The sequence below is a fragment of the Actinoplanes sp. L3-i22 genome (genome assembly GCF_019704555.1).
Lineage (GTDB): Bacteria > Actinomycetota > Actinomycetes > Mycobacteriales > Micromonosporaceae > Actinoplanes.
In genome coordinates, this window is the sequence record NZ_AP024745.1 from 931,439 (window position 1) to 945,917 (window position 14,479).

Below are 14,479 nucleotides of genomic sequence, written 5' to 3' on the forward strand. Positions count from 1 at the left end.
GGGTCCACCATCACGGGTTTGAAGGGGTTCCGCATGCCGACGTACCTGTCTCCCGGCGTCTACGTGGAGGAGGCGCCGAGCGGTTCGCGCCCCATCGAGGGTGTCGGCACCGCCGTGACGGCGTTCGTGGGGTTCGCTGAGAAGGGCCCGTTCCACGCGCCGACACTGGTCACCAACTGGAGCCAGTACGTCCAGGTCTTCGGTGGCATGGTCGAGGGCACCTACCTGGCGAACTCGGTGTACGGCTACTTCGCGAACGGTGGCGGTGTCGCGTACATCGTCCGGGTCGGCGCCCCGGCCACCGGCGCCCCGGCGAGCAACGGCCAGAAGGCTCTGCCCAACGGCGCCCCGGCCCAGGTCGGCACGTTCCGGGCGGCCGCGCTGCCCGGCGGCGGTGAGGTCACCGTCGAGATCGCCGACCCCGAGGGCGAGGGCGCCGGCGGCGACGACCAGTTCCGGCTGATCGTGCTGCAGAACGGCCAGCAGGCCGAGGTGTTCCAGGGCTCGTTCCGCCGCCGCGGCGACAACAACGTGGTCACCCAGGTCCGCGAGCACTCCAAGCTGATCGTGCTGGAGGAGGCGGCCGCGGCGAACTCGCTGGCCCGCCCCGCGAACCAGACCGTCACGCTGCCGGCCCCCGCGCCGGGCGCGTCCGTGGTCCCGTCCGGTGTCTCGGTCGACGAGTTCGCCGGTGACGTCGACACCCGGTCCGGCCTGGGCGGTCTCGAGGCGATCGACGAGGTCACCATGGTGGTCGCGCCCGACCTGATGGCGGCGTACCAGCAGGGCTCGTTGAGCCTCGAAGAGGTCAAGGCCGCGCAGCTCGCGCTGATCTCGCACTGCGAGCAGATGGGTGACCGGCTGGCCATCCTGGACACTCCGCCGGACCTCAGCGCCCAGCAGGTGCGCGTCTGGCGGCAGGAGACCGCGGGCTACGACTCGAAGTTCGCCGCGCTCTACTACCCGTGGGTCAAGGTCTTCGACCCGGCCGGCGGCCGCAACGTGATGATGCCGCCCAGCGGTCACGTCGCCGGTCTCTGGTCGCGCAGCGACAACGAGCGCGGCGTGCACAAGGCGCCCGCCAACGAGGTGCTGCGCGGCGTCGTCGAGCTGCAGAACAACATCACCAAGGGCGAGCAGGACCTGCTCAACCCGATCGGCGTGAACTGCATCCGGGCGTTCCCGGGTCGCGGCGTGCGCGTCTGGGGCGCCCGCACCCTCTCCTCCGACCCGGCCTGGCGCTACATCAACGTGCGCCGCCTCTTCAACTACATCGAGGAGTCGATCCTCCTCGGCACCCAGTGGATCGTCTTCGAGCCGAACGACCAGCGGCTCTGGGGCACCATCCGGCGCAACATCACCGCGTTCCTGACCGAGGAGTGGCGCCGCGGCGCGCTGTTCGGAGCCACCGCGGCCGAGTCGTTCTACGTCAAGTGCGACACCGAGACGAACCCGCCCGAGGTCATCGACCGGGGTCAGGTCGTGTGCGAGATCGGCATCTGCCCGGTCAAGCCGGCCGAGTTCGTGATCTTCCGGCTCTCGCAGTTCTCCGACAGCACCAGCCTGGTCAACGAGTAGTAAAGGTAGGCAGCGAACATGGCCGGTGGCGACACCCTTATCGTCCACAGCTTCTCGGTGGAGCTCGGTGGCATCCAGGTGGAGTACGTGCAGGAGGTCAGCGGGCTGACCTTCGAGCTCGACGCGATCGAGGTCCAGCAGGTGACCCCGACCGGCGAGCTGGTCATCCGCAAGATCCCGGGCGCGCGCAAGGGCGGCGAGTGCACCATCACCCGCGGCCTCGACAAGAGCAGCGCGTTCACCGACTGGATCAAGAAGACGTTCCTGAACGGCGCGATCGACGACGCCCGTAAGCACATCAGCATCATCATCAACGACTCGCAGCGCAACGAGGGCCGGCGCTTCGAGCTGACCAACGCGTGGGTCAACAAGTGGGAGGGCCCGAGCCTCAAGGCCGGCGACTCGACCGCCGCCACCGAGAAGGTCACCGTGGTCTACGAGGACATCAGCACGTCATGAGGCGTCGCAACGCGTCCGATGTCGACGTACTTCCCCCGGCGGAGCTGCCGGTCGAGGCTCCGGCCCGGCTGCAGACCGACTTCACCTTCCAACTGCCGCGGGGGTACGTCGACGAGGACGGCCAGGTGCATCGGGACGGCTCGATGCGCCTGGCGACCGCGCGGGATGAACTCGCGCCGCTGATCGACGTCCGGGTGAAGCAGAACCCGGCGTACCTCTCGGTGGTCCTGCTCAGCCTGGTGGTGACCCGGATCGGCACGATCACCACGGTCCGCACCGAGACGATCGAGCGGCTGTTCGCCTCGGACCTGGCGTTCCTGCAGGACCTCTACCGGCGGATCAACGCGGAGGGCCACACCCTCGCCGAGGTCACCTGCCCGAACTGCGACACGTCCTTCGACGTCGACCTGGCCGGCAGCCGCCTGGGGGAATCGTGACGTACGGGACCGACCGGCTCCACGAGGAGGTCGCGTACGTCGCCTACCACTTCCACTGGCCGCGCGCGGAGATCCTCGACCTCACCCACGCCGACCGCTTGCAGTACGTGTCGGAGATCGCGCGCATCAACACCAGGATGAACGAGGTTCGGTAACACCATGGCGGTATGGGACAGGCTGCGGCGGCGCGGGCCGCAAGCCGTGCCCGCCGGGCGCCCGCACGCATCGGAGCCGGCGCCGGCGGCCGCCGATCCGGGCTGGGCTTCGCTGCCCCCGTTGCGCCCGGTCATCGGCGGCGGTGTCGATCTGCTGAGCGACGGGGGCCGCTTCGTCGCATCACTGACCACAAGCCAAAACCCCTCCTTCGGTACGACCATTGCCCCGCGCCGTGACCCCACGGCGCCCGCGGGTGTGGCCCGGGACCTGCTCCGCCCCGCCGGCACCCCGCGAATCCGTCCCGCCGCCGCGCCGTTGGTCCACCTGACCGAAAACGCGTCCGACGGAGCCCCGACCCTGTCGAGCCCCGAGCCCCCGGCCACCCGGTCCACAGCGCCACCCACCAGTTCGTCGCCGCAGGCTCGGTCCACAGCGCCGACTCGCAGTTCGCCGCAGTCCGCCCGTTCCACGGCGTCGACCGGCGGCTCGCCGCAGTTGGCCCGGTCCGCCGGGTCGACTGGTGACTCGTCGCAGACCGCTTGGCCCGCCGCGCAGGCCGGTGACTCGTCGCCGTCGGCTCGGTCCACGGCGTCTCCCGGTGGCTCGTCGCAGGCCGCTCGGGGTGCGGCGCCGGTCGGGGGATCGTCGCGGTCGGTGGTGCCGGCTCGTTCGCCGGCGCGGAACCGTTCGCTGGTGTCCGGGCGTCCCGTCGAGCCGGCCCGGCGCCTGCCCGTTCGTCCCCGTCCGCCGCGGGTCGCGTCGCCCGCTCTGCCGGTGGCCCGCCAGGCCACCTCCGGCGGCGAGACCACCGCCGGCCGCCAGGCCGGCTCCGCCGGCGAGACTGCTTCCGGCCGTCGGCTCGCTTCCGGCGGCGAAGCAACTTCCGACCGTCAGGCCATTTCCGACCGTCAGGCCGCTCCCGACCGTCAGGCCGCTTCTGACCGTCAAGCTGTTTCTGATCGTCAGGCCGCTTCTGATCGTCAGGCTGTTTCGGGCAGCGAAGCCACCTTCGACCGTCAGGCCACCTCCGGCCGCGAGGCCGCGTCCAGCAACCTGGCCGCGGACCCGGCCGGGGCACGACCCGCCGCCGGGAACACGCCACCGGTGCAGCGTGCCGTCGAGAAGCCCGCGTCACCGCCTCGGCGGTCCGCGGAAACTCCGGTGCGAAGGGCCCGCCCCCTCGGCCTCGGCGAACCGATGGACGGCGCCCCGGCCTCCGCCCGCTTCGGCCCGGCGCCCGAGCCGACGCCGCCGCGTTCCCGGCCACCCGTGGACCCGAGCCGCCCGCTCGGCGCACCCGTTCGCCCGCAGTCACCCCGATCCAGCACGCCCCCGCCGCTGGTGGCCCAGCGCACGCCGGAGCCCAGCCCCATTCCCCACTCATCGGCCGGCAGCTCAGACCCGGCGGCGCGTTCCGGTGGCGCGGCCGGTGGCTCGGCGGTGGCAGGCGGTTCTGCGGCGTCCGGTGGTCTGTCTGCCGGTGAGCGGGTCGTGTCTCCGCCGGTGGTCACCGCTCGCCCGGTGCAACGTGAATCGCTGCCCGGCTCGGATGGCGCTGCCTCATCGGCCGAGCGGCGCCGACCCGAGCCTGCTGGCCCGTCGTTCGCGGCGGGGATGCCGGTCAGTCCCGTGACCACCCAGCCCGTGACCGCCCAGCCCGTGATCGCCCAGCCCGTGATCGGCCAGCTGGCGCCGGGGCAGTCGGCCAGTCCCGCAGCTGGCCAGATGACCGTTCGTGATCAGGCTGTTCGGGGGCCGGCTCCGGATTCCGGGACCTCCCGTCGGGCCGGGTTAGGTGCGCCGCTCTCCTCACCGCCGTCGTCGATGTCGCCCGCGCCTCCTGTTGCCCGCAGCGCCGCAGGTGACAACCGGTCGGCCGCAACGCCGGTGCAGCGAATAGCGTCGGCCGCAACGCCGGTGCAGCGAGTGGCGATGCCCACCCCGCCTGCTTCGACCATGCCGGTTAGTCCCGGTGCCCGAACCAACCCCGCGATCTCGGCAAGCCCAGCCACGTCAGACGCCCCGGCCGGCTCAGCGGTCCCGGCCACGTCAGCGGTCCCGGCCATCGTGAACAACCCGTCGGTCCTGGCCCGCTCGGCTGACCCAGGGGCAGCGGCCTCTGGTGCCGGGCGAGCGGCCGGAACATCCACTTCGGACGTCGGCGGAGCTGGTGGTCCTGCTCAGCGGCCCGTGGTGCCGAGGCGTTCGTCGCAGGGCAACGCGATGCCAGGGAATGCGCTGTCGGCCGGTGCGGTGCAGCCTCGGACGATGCCGGGTGGGGCGGTGCAGCCTCGGACGATGCCGGGTGGGGCGGTGCTGGCTCGTGCGGTGTGGGCGGGAACGGCGCCCGACGGCGGGGTGTCGGGTGGGGCGAGTCCTTCCGGGGTGCCGCAGGTTTCGGCGCGGGCGGTTGACGCCGGTATCGGGACCGGGATCGGGAGTGGGGGAGTGCGGCTGGTTCAGCGCGCCGCTCACCCGGCTGGGCCGGGACTTCACGTGCCCGGGAACGCGGAGACTTTTGGCGCGGGTGGCGGGGCTCAGGTCGTACCAAAGCGGGGTTTTGGGGTTGTCCCGAGATGGAAGCGTGAGCCGGAAGCGCAGCCGGGCCACCGCGGACCCGCGCAGCGGCAAGCCGCGACGGCGAGCGCGTCCGCGCCTGCTGAGCGTCCGTTTGTGATCACGGCTGAGACGGCCCGGCCGAGCGCGTCGACGCCGGTGGTTCAGCGGGCTCCGGCTCCGCAGCCGGCGCCCAAGGCGGCACCCGCGGCGGCCCGGCCGGCGCAGCGTTCGTCCGCGGCGGCGGCATCGTCGAAGGCCAAGCCCGCGACGCCGGCAGCGGCGCCCGCGCCGGACCTGGACGCCCTGTTCAAGCGCCTGGAACCGCGGCACGTCGACGCGATCCTGAGCCGTTTCGACGATCGGCAGCTGACCAAGCTGGTCCGGCTGCTGAGGCGGGAGCAACTCGACGAGCTTGCGCATCGCCTGACGGATCCGGTTCAGCGACTGCTGCGGGCCGAGATGCGGACCAGCCGGGAACGTTCCGCGCGGCTGCGGGACGGCTGGCGATGACGGCACCGGCCGTGAACAGCGCAGCAACGCGGATGCGGCCAGGTGCGCGGGCGGAAGGGCCGGGCGCACGGGCAGCAAAGGCGGACCCGCGCGTGGCGGCGACCGATGCGCGTCCAGCAAGGACGGGCTCGCCTGCAGCAAGGGCGGGCGCGCGGGCGGCGGGAGCGGGCGCGCGGGTGGCAAAGGCGGGAGCGGGCGCGCGGGTGGCAAAGGCGGGCGCGCGGGCGGCGACGCGAACGCGGATGAACGCGGCGGTGGCGACGGGAATGAACGCGCCGCTGGCGACGGGGATGGGTGCGGCGGTGGCGACGGGGATGGGTGCGCGGATGGCGCGGGGGAGAGCGGTGACGAGATGAGTGGCGATCCGGGTACCAGCGTCCACTTCCGGCTGCGCATCGACAGCATCGACCTCGGCGAGTGGAACACCTGTGACGGCCTGGGCATCCAGGTCGAGATGGAGCAGCACCAGGAGGGCGGCAACAACGACTTCGTCTGGCAGCTGCCGTCGCGCCTGGTCTACACGAACGTGACGCTGACCCGGCCGCTCACCGCCGACACCGCCAAGGTTTTCAAGTATCTGTCGAAGCTGCCGCAGCGGGTGCGCCGTGGCACCGCGGAGATCGCCGCGCTGAAGCCGGACCGGTCGCTGCTGGTCCAGTGGGGGCTGGCGGACGTGGTGCTGGTGAGCTGGTCCGGGCCGGGCTTCGACCCGAGCCGGTCCGAGGTGGCGTCGGAGAGCATCGAGCTGGCCTATCACGGCTTCACCGAGGTGGGCTGATCATGGCCAGGACCGGGAAGGTGGCCGCCGGCCTCCAGCTCTACCAGCCGCCGCCGGCCGGCGGGGACCAGCCGGGCGGGCCGCTCGGCGGGCCGATCAAGTTCATGTTCAACCCGAACGAGCTGGCGCTCTCCAAGTCGGCGAACTGGATTCCGCACGTGGCGCGGGCGGCCGAGGACGTCGGCGTGGCCGAGTTCAGCGGCTCCGGCCCCCGTACCCTCAATCTCTCGGTTTTCCTGGATGCCACCGACACCCACGACCGGTCCGTGCAGGAACGCGTGGAGAAGCTGCTGACCTGCTGCGTTCCGACGAAGGCGAGCATCGCGGCGAAGGCGCCGTCGCCGCCGTGGGTGAAGTTCACCTGGGGGCAGTTCCAGACCGTCTCGTTCTATTCCTACGTCAGCCAGATCGACGCGAACTACAAGCTCTTCGACCCCGACGGTACGCCGTTGCGCGCCACCTGCACGTTGACGCTGACCGAGATCAGCGGCTCGACCCCGGGCCAGAACCCGACGTCCGGCACGCTCACCGCGCAGCGGGTGCACCGCCTGGTCGCCGGGGACACGCTGGAGATGCTGGCGTACCGGGAGTACGGCGACCCGACGATCTGGCGGGTGATCGCCGAGGCGAACGACATCGACGACCCGGTGCGGCTGCGCCCCGGCCGGCAGCTGCTGCTCCCGGCCGTGGAGGGCTGACGGGTGGGGGTCGGCACCGATCACGTCAACAATCTGCAGCTGGGCCTGCCCGGTCAGCTGCCGCGCAAGTGGGAGCGGCGGCTGGTCTCCGCGTCCGTCGAGGACAGCAGCAACCTGGCCGCGGTGGCCGAGTTGCGGTTCCGGGACGAGCACGGGGTCTTCTACTCGGAGAACGGCATCGCGATCGGGACGAAGGTGACGCTGCGGGTGCGGCGCGGCCGGACCGCCTCGGTCCTGCTCTTCAAGGGTGAGGTGGTCACCCTGGAGTCCCAGCACGACGGGCACGGCACGTTCTCGGTGATCCGCGCGCTGGACCTGTCGCACCGGCTGATGCGCGGGCAGCGGGTGCGCAGTTTCGTCAAGCAGACCCCGTCGGTGATCGCGAAGCGGCTGGCCGGCGCCGCGGGCCTGCCGATCGGCAAGATCGACTCGTTCACCCGGTCGTACGAGATGATCACCCAGCCGAACGTCAGCGACTGGGAGTTCCTCAAGATGCTGGCGGTCGACAACGAGGCCGAGGTCGCGGTGATCGACGGCAAGTTCTACTTCCGGACCAGCGAGCGGGCGTCGACCGCGCCGGGGACCGGGCTGACCGCCGAGCAGAGTCCGAAAGTGATCGAGGCCGGCAACAACGTGCTGGCGGTGCGCTCCACGGTCACCTCGGTCGGCCAGGTGCCGAACGTGACGGTCCGTGGCTGGGATCCCGCCCGCAAGCGGTCGATCAAGACGGAACTGCAGGTCACCGACAGCACCGAGCTGGACATCAAGACCACGCCGCGGAAGGCGATCCAGCCGTTCGGCAGTGGCGGCGCCGGGCTCAACGTGACCGACGTGCCATACGAGACCGAGGCCGAGACCCGCGTGGTGGCCCGGGCCGTGGCGGCCGACGTGACCGCCGCGCTCGCCGAGGTCGAGGTGGGCGTGCGCGGCCGGCCCGAGCTGCGCGCCGGCGTGCCGATGACGCTCAAGAAGATCGGCCCGGAGTTCGACGGCAAGTACACGATCACGGCGAGCCGGCACGTCTTCGCGCCCGGCTCGGTCTACGAGACCTGGGTGACCGTCAGCGGCCGGCAGGACCGGTCGGTGTTCGGCCTGGCCGGGGGCGCCGGTGCGCCTGCCCGGCCGGTCCGGGTGCCGGGCCTGGCGATCGGCATCGTCACCGACACCAAGGCCGACGCCCGCCGCCGGAACCAGGGCCTGGTGCGCCTGCGCTTCCCCTGGCTCACCGACGACACCGAATACCAGACCGATTGGGTACGGACGGTGCAGCTCGGCGGCGTGGCCGGCGGCGGTGTGGTCAGCCCGGACATCAACGACGAGGTGCTGGTCGGGTTCGAGCAGGGGCTGCTGGACCGGCCGTACGTCATCGGTGGTCTCTACAACGGCAAGGACAGTCCCTCGCCGCACCAGTCGGACCTGATCGACGGCACCACCGGCAAGGTCAACCGGCGCTCGTTCGCGAGCCGGGCCGGCGACCGGATGGAGCTGCTCGACTCGCGGCTCAACCCGCAGGGCATCCGGCTGGCCACCGCCAAGGACAAGCTCGTCGTCTTCCTGGACCGCGGCAACAAGAAGATCGTGGTGCACGCCGACGGCAAGATCGAGATCGATGCGACCGGCTCGATCGAGGTCCGCGGCAACGGCATCACCCTCGACGCCGGCCGTGGTGACCTGACCCTCAAGGGCCGTCGCGTCGAGGTGGCCGGCGCCCTGGAGGCGGACATCCACGCGCCCATCGTGAAGCTGAACTGAGGAGCCGCGCATGCCGCATCTTCCCGCCGCCCGGATCGGCGACCCGATCAGCGACCTGGCCGCCCCGATGGTGCCCGGCCCGCCCACCGGCGTCCTCGGCATGCCGGGCACACCCCCGCTGATGGGCGTGCCGACCGTGCTGATCGGCGGCAAGCCGGCCGCCGTGGTCGGCACCGTCGGCGTCTGCACCCCGCACTACCAGCTGCTGGTGACCAACGTCGTCCGCCCGGCCACCCCGCCCCGGGTCGGCGGCCAGGTGCTGATCGGCGGCTTTCCCGCGGCCCGGCAGTTCGACCAGGTCGTGTGCAACGCCCGGATCGTCGCCGGCGCCCCGAACGTCCTGATCGGAGGCTGAGGTGGCCGAGCAGTTCATCGGCAACGGCTGGGCGTTCCCGCTGCGGGTCGACTCGACCGGCGGGATCGCCCTGGTCAGCCGGGAGCGGGAGATCGCCGAGGCGATCCGGCTGATCCTGGCCACCGCGCCCGGCGAGCGCCCGATGCGGCCCGAGTTCGGCTGCGGCGTGCACGACTACGTGTTCGCGCCGGCCGACGAGAACACCGCCGGGCGGATCGCCTTCGAGGTGCGCCGCGCGCTGGACCGCTGGGAGCCGCGGATCGACGTCGCCGACGTGGTGGTCGGCTTCGACGACGAGGACGCCGGCGTGCTCTACATCGACGTGCGCTACACGATCCGCGGCACCAACGACCCGCGCAACCTGGTCTTCCCGTTCTACGTCATCCCGTCGCACGACGACCCGGCCGAAGAGAGCGCCGCCTGATGCCGCTGCCCGCACCGAACCTGGACGACCGGCGCTTCCAGCAGCTCGTCGACGAGGCCAAACGATTCATCCAGCAGCGCGCCCCGGAGTGGAGCGACCACAACGTCTCCGACCCGGGCGTGACGCTGATCGAGGCGTTCGCGCACATGGTCGACCAGCTGCTCTACCGGCTCAACCGGGTGCCGGACAAGAACTACCTGGCCTTCCTCGACCTGATCGGGGTGCGGCTGTTCCCGCCGGCCGCGGCCCGGGGCGGCGTCACGTTCTGGCTCTCCGGCCCGCAGGAGCAGCTCGTCGTGATCCCGGCCGGCGCCGAGGTGGCCACCGAGCGCACCGCCACCGAGGACGCGGTCGTCTTCACCACCGTGGCCGACCTGGCGATCGTGCCCAGCCGGCTCACCCGGCTGCGCCGGCACCCGGCCGCCGGCCCGCCGGTCGACCTGCTCGACGGGGTCGTCGACGGCCGGGACATGCCGGTCTTCCAGACGACGCCCGCGGTCGGCGACAGCCTGCTCGTCGGGCTCTCCGCGGCCGTGCCGTCCTGCGCGGTGCTGCTCGAACTGGACAGCCGGGTCGAGGGCGTCGGCGTCGACCCGCGGCAGCCGCCGCTGGTCTGGGAGGCGTGGACCGGCGAGACCTGGACCACGTGCGACGTCGAGCGGGACGACACCGGCGGGCTGAACCGGCCCGGCGACGTGATCCTGCACGTGCCGGCCGGGCACGCGGCGTCGGTGCAGGCCGGGCAGTCCGCTGCGTGGCTGCGGTGCCGGCTCGTGGAGCCGGCGCCGGGGCAGCCGTTCTACGCCCAGCCGCCGACCGTGCGCGCGGTCACCGCGTCCACCATCGGCGGGACGGTGCCGGCGATGCACGCCGAAGCCGTGCTCGACGAGATGGCCGGGGACTCCGAGGGCGTGCCCGGGCAGCGGTTCGCCGTCGCCCGGCCGCCGATCGTCGCGGACGGCGAGCCGATCGTGGTCGAGACCTCGGACGGCGACGCCTGGGTCGCCTGGAGCGAGGTGGACAGCTTCGCCGGGTCGGAGCCGTTCGACCGGCACGTGACCATCGACCGGACCAGCGGGGAGATCGGCTTCGGACCGGCGGTCCGGCAGGCGGACGGCACGCTGCGGCAGTTCGGCGCGGTGCCGACGGTCGGCGCACGGGTGCGGATCCGGAAATACCGCACGGGAGGCGGCCGGTCCGGCAATGTGGCGCGGCGGGCCTTGTCGGTGCTTCGGACCTCGATTCCGTACGTCAGTGTGGTGGAGAACCGTGGGCCGGCGTTGGGCGGCGTCGACGGGGAGACCGTGGGCGAGGCTCGACTGCGCGGGCCGGTGCAGTTGCGGGCGCAGGACCGGGCGGTGACCGCGGCCGACTACGAGCTGCTCGCCCGGCAGGCCGCGCCGGCCGCGGCCCGGGTCCGGTGCCTGCCCGCCGGGGACGGCAGCGACGCCGGCGGGGTGCGGCTGCTCGTCGTGCCGGCCGCGGTGCCGGACGAGACCGGGCGGCTCCCGTTCGAGGACCTGGTGCCCGACGACACCATGCTGGCCACCATCGCCGCGGACCTGGAGGCGCGCCGGCCGATCGGGGCGCGACTGGTCGTGGAACCGCCGTTCTACCAGGGGGTCACCGTGGTGGCGCGGTTGCGGCCGCGGGCGGATGCGTCCGCCGTGCGTCTTCGGGCGCAGGCCGAGGAGGCGCTCTACCGCTATCTCGACCCGGTGCACGGCGGGCCGGACGGGCAGGGGTGGCCGTTCGGACGGCCGGTGCACTCCGGCGAGGTGTTCGGGGTGCTGCAGCGGCTGCCCGGGGTCGAGGTGGTGGAGGAGGTCCGGATGTTCCCGGCCGATCCGCTGACCGGGCGCCGCGGGGACGAGATCACCCGGATCGAGCTGGACCGGCATGCGCTGGTCTTCTCCCACCAGCACCAGATCCGGGTGGAGGAGCGATGACCGTTTTTTCCGCGCGGCCTTTGCCTTCCGCGCGGCCTTTGCCCTCTGTGCGGGCTCGCTATTTTGGGGAGGCGCGATGAGCGGGCAGCGGGCGGCGATTCCCGGGCTGCGGTCGCCGGATCCGGTGGGGCGGCGGCTGCCGGCCGTCTACGCGGGCGACGACCTGGCGCAGCGGCTGACCGGCGGCTTCGACCAGGTGCTCGCGCCGGTCCACGCGACGCTGGACAGCCTGTGGGCCTACCTGACGCCGGCGCTGGCCCCGGACGACTTCGTCGACTGGCTCGGCGGCTGGGTCGGCGCGACCGCCGGCCCGGACCGGCCCGCCGACCAGCGGCGGACCACGGTGATCAACGCGGTGGCGACGCACCGGCTGCGGGGGACCGCGGCCGGGCTGCGGGCCGAGATCCGCGACCTGTTCGGGGTCGAGGCCGAGGTCGTCGAGAGCGGCGGCACGTCGTGGTCGCCGACGCCCGGTTCGGCCCTGCCCGGCGCGGCGGAGCCGGATCTGCTGGTGCGGGTCCGGGTGGCGGCGCCGTCCGAGGTGTTCGAGGCCCGGCTGCGGGAATTCGTCGAGGCCAATCGGCCGGCCCACGTGCCGTGCCGGATCGAGGTGCTGCCGGCATGACGTTGTGTGACAACTGCGGTTCCCCGGTGACGCCGGGTGACGCCTTCTGCGGCGTGTGCGGCGCCTTCCTCGACTGGTCCGCCACCCCCGCTCCGACCGCACCTGCCCCGGCCGCACCCGCTACACCGGCCCCGGGCTTGCCCGCTGCTTCCACCTCGTCCGTCTCATCCAGCGCGGAACCGCACGCTGCCTCGCCGAGCCCCGCCGCTGCCGCTGCCGTCCCGTCGGCCGCTGAGCCTCTCGCGGCAAGTCGTCAGGCAGAGGACAAAGTGGACGCCGAGGTAGGCGCGGCGGCCGCAAAGGAAGCCGACGAACCGGCTGCGGAAGCGATCGCGGAAGAGCCGAAGCCCGCCGTGACGCCGGAGCCTGCGGAGACGCCGGCGCCGGTGGAGATGCCGGAGCCTGCGGAGACGCCGGCGCCGGTGGAGACGCCGGCTGTGCGGAATCGGGCGGCGGCGCTGGTCGTGCCCGTGGCCGAGGCAACGGCCCCACCGCGGGTGGTGGCGGTGCCCATCGCCGTACCCGAAAATCGCGGAAGCGCCGATCAACCCGGCGCCGTCCAGCCGGGCCGACCCGTCGCCCCTCGTCCGATTCTTCGCGAATTTTCCGACGTTCCGGACACCTCGGGCGAGGTGAAATGCCCCCATTGCGACACCCTGAACCCGGCCGGCCGCGCGTTCTGCCGGCACTGCGGCCAGCCCCTCCGCACCGAGGAGGTCGCCGAGAAGGCCCGCCGCCGGTTCCGTTTCACCTGGCCGAAGGGGCGCGGCCGACTCCGGCGACTGCTGGCCGTCCTGGCGATCCTGGCCCTGCTCGCGGCCCTGGTCTGGGCCGGGATGCGCTACGGCCCGCGCGCGGTCGACGCGGTCCGGGATCGGCTGGCCAAGCCCGAGCCGGTCACCCCGGCCGAGGTGACCGCGTCCAGCTCCACCCGGGGGCACGCGGCCGCGCTGGTCATCGACGGGCTGAGCAACCGGTTCTGGGAGCCGGGCCACGAGAAGCATCCGTGGGTCGAGCTGAGTTTCGGCCGGCCGATCCGGGTGCTGAACGTGATCGTGACCGGGGGCGTCTCCGCCGAGCAGCAGGTCTACGCGCGCCAGGGCCGCCCGGCCGACGTCCGGCTGGAGCTGTGGACCCCGGACGGCACCCGTACCGAGAAGGACCTGCACCTGGTCGATCACGCCGGGCCGCAGACGTTCGAGATGGCGGTCGGCGACGTGACCCGGATGCGGCTGACCGTGTCGTCCGGCTACGGCCTGACCTCGGGCAAGGTGCCGTCGATCGGCGAGATCGAGGTGTTCAGGCGACCCTGAGCGGGGGGTGCGCCGGGACCCCGAGGGTGTCCAGCACCCGGGCGTACTCCCGGCGGGTCCGCTCGGCCGCGGCCCGGTCGCCGACCCGGAGCTGGGCCGCGATCAGCAACCGCCACCCGGCGTCGTGGTGGTCGTCGAGGTCCAGCGCGCGCCGGGCCGCCCGGGCCGCGGCCACCGGCCGCCCGGTCTCGAGTTCCAGCTCGGCGAGCAGCGCGGCGGCGTCCGCGGCCTGGGCCCGGTACCGCGCGCGCTCCGGCACCACCCAGTCGGCCGGCCCGTCCTCGGGCAGCAGGTCCCCGGTGTAGCACTGCAGCGCCGCCTGGAGCGCCGCCCGGTCCCCGGCCCGGCGCCCCACCCGGTACGCCTCCGCGAACAGCGTCACGTCCAGGTTGGACTCGGTGACCAGGCGATAGGTCGGCCCGTCCCGGACGATGTACCGCGATGCCCCGCGTGCCACTCCGGGTTCGAGGAACGTCCGCAGCGTCGACACCGCCACGTGCAGGCTGTTCACCGCGGTGCTGGTGGCCATCTCCGGCCAGAGCGCGTCGATGATCTGTTCCCGGTGGACCGGCCCGGCCGCCGCGGCCAGGTATCGCAGGAGGGTGCGGCTGCGTGGCCGGACGGCGCCGAGGTCGAGGTCGCGTCCGTCGTCCTCGACCCGGAAGCCGCCGAAGCAGAACCAGCGCAGCGTCATGGTGTCCCCTCTCGGTGACCTCGGCGGGTGTTGACCGTCCGGGCAAAGCGGGCCAACCTGGTGGACCGACAGTCTGTCCGATCGGGCTGAGTATCACGGACTCGCGGGTAACAACGGCAGGCGTCAGTTCGGGGACATTGCGGTGTGAGTGATCTTGTGACGGTTGCCCGTTCTGGCCGCATCTGCGCCGCG

14 protein-coding genes are annotated in these 14,479 nt (G+C 72.7%); 13 read left to right on the plus strand and 1 reads right to left on the minus strand.

Annotated features, from left to right (window positions below; translation table 11 throughout):
* Positions 1-33 precede the first annotated feature (33 nt).
* The 13 genes from L3i22_RS04325 to L3i22_RS04385 all read left to right on the plus strand — a co-directional run bounded on the left by L3i22_RS04325 (position 34) and on the right by L3i22_RS04385 (position 13,593).
* Positions 34-1,578 carry a phage tail sheath subtilisin-like domain-containing protein gene (locus tag L3i22_RS04325; protein WP_221325707.1) on the plus strand — a complete coding sequence of 515 codons (1,545 nt, stop codon included), beginning with the start codon at positions 34-36 and terminating at the stop codon, positions 1,576-1,578.
* Positions 1,579-1,596: 18 nt separating this feature from the next.
* Entirely contained in the window at positions 1,597-2,037 is a 441-nt protein-coding gene (locus L3i22_RS04330) for a phage tail protein (RefSeq protein ID WP_221325708.1), read from the plus strand.
* On the plus strand, positions 2,034-2,474 hold the full coding sequence (locus tag L3i22_RS04335; RefSeq protein WP_221325709.1) for a hypothetical protein: 441 nt from the start codon (positions 2,034-2,036) through the stop codon (positions 2,472-2,474). Before L3i22_RS04330 ends, L3i22_RS04335 begins: the two co-directional genes overlap by 4 nt.
* The gene (locus tag L3i22_RS04340) at positions 2,471-2,629 is read left to right on the plus strand and encodes a DUF6760 family protein (protein WP_221325710.1); all 159 of its coding nucleotides are present in this window, start codon (positions 2,471-2,473) and stop codon (positions 2,627-2,629) included. Before L3i22_RS04335 ends, L3i22_RS04340 begins: the two co-directional genes overlap by 4 nt.
* A 2,674-nt stretch (positions 2,630-5,303) precedes the next feature.
* The gene (locus tag L3i22_RS04345; RefSeq protein WP_221325711.1) at positions 5,304-5,699 is read left to right on the plus strand and encodes a hypothetical protein; all 396 of its coding nucleotides are present in this window, start codon (positions 5,304-5,306) and stop codon (positions 5,697-5,699) included.
* A 352-nt stretch (positions 5,700-6,051) separates the two neighbouring features.
* Entirely contained in the window at positions 6,052-6,477 is a 426-nt protein-coding gene (locus tag L3i22_RS04350; protein WP_221325712.1) for a phage tail protein, read from the plus strand.
* A 2-nt stretch (positions 6,478-6,479) separates the two neighbouring features.
* Positions 6,480-7,175, plus strand: a complete 696-nt coding sequence (locus L3i22_RS04355) for a LysM peptidoglycan-binding domain-containing protein (RefSeq protein ID WP_221325713.1) — start codon at positions 6,480-6,482, stop codon at positions 7,173-7,175.
* Positions 7,176-7,178: 3 nt separating this feature from the next.
* A complete protein-coding gene (locus tag L3i22_RS04360; RefSeq protein WP_221325714.1) occupies positions 7,179-8,927 on the plus strand; it encodes a VgrG-related protein in 1,749 nt (582 codons plus the stop codon).
* Positions 8,928-8,937: 10 nt separating this feature from the next.
* A complete protein-coding gene (locus L3i22_RS04365) occupies positions 8,938-9,282 on the plus strand; it encodes a PAAR domain-containing protein (RefSeq protein WP_221325715.1) in 345 nt (114 codons plus the stop codon).
* Between the two features lies 1 nt (position 9,283).
* Positions 9,284-9,706, plus strand: a complete 423-nt coding sequence (locus L3i22_RS04370) for a GPW/gp25 family protein (RefSeq protein WP_221325716.1) — start codon at positions 9,284-9,286, stop codon at positions 9,704-9,706.
* On the plus strand, positions 9,706-11,655 hold the full coding sequence (locus L3i22_RS04375) for a putative baseplate assembly protein (RefSeq protein WP_221325717.1): 1,950 nt from the start codon (positions 9,706-9,708) through the stop codon (positions 11,653-11,655). Before L3i22_RS04370 ends, L3i22_RS04375 begins: the two co-directional genes overlap by 1 nt.
* 76 nt (positions 11,656-11,731) lie before the next feature.
* Positions 11,732-12,280 carry a phage tail protein gene (locus L3i22_RS04380; RefSeq protein WP_221325718.1) on the plus strand — a complete coding sequence of 183 codons (549 nt, stop codon included), beginning with the start codon at positions 11,732-11,734 and terminating at the stop codon, positions 12,278-12,280.
* A gap of 632 nt (positions 12,281-12,912) precedes the next feature.
* Positions 12,913-13,593 (plus strand): zinc-ribbon domain-containing protein, encoded by a 681-nt coding sequence (locus L3i22_RS04385; protein ID WP_221325719.1) that lies wholly within the window; start codon positions 12,913-12,915, stop codon positions 13,591-13,593.
* Here L3i22_RS04385 and L3i22_RS04390 read toward each other — a convergent pair.
* On the minus strand, positions 13,580-14,287 hold the full coding sequence (locus L3i22_RS04390) for a BTAD domain-containing putative transcriptional regulator (protein WP_221325720.1): 708 nt from the start codon (positions 14,285-14,287) through the stop codon (positions 13,580-13,582). The two genes, L3i22_RS04385 and L3i22_RS04390, sit on opposite strands and share 14 nt — an antisense overlap.
* Between the last annotated feature and the right edge of the window lie 192 nt (positions 14,288-14,479).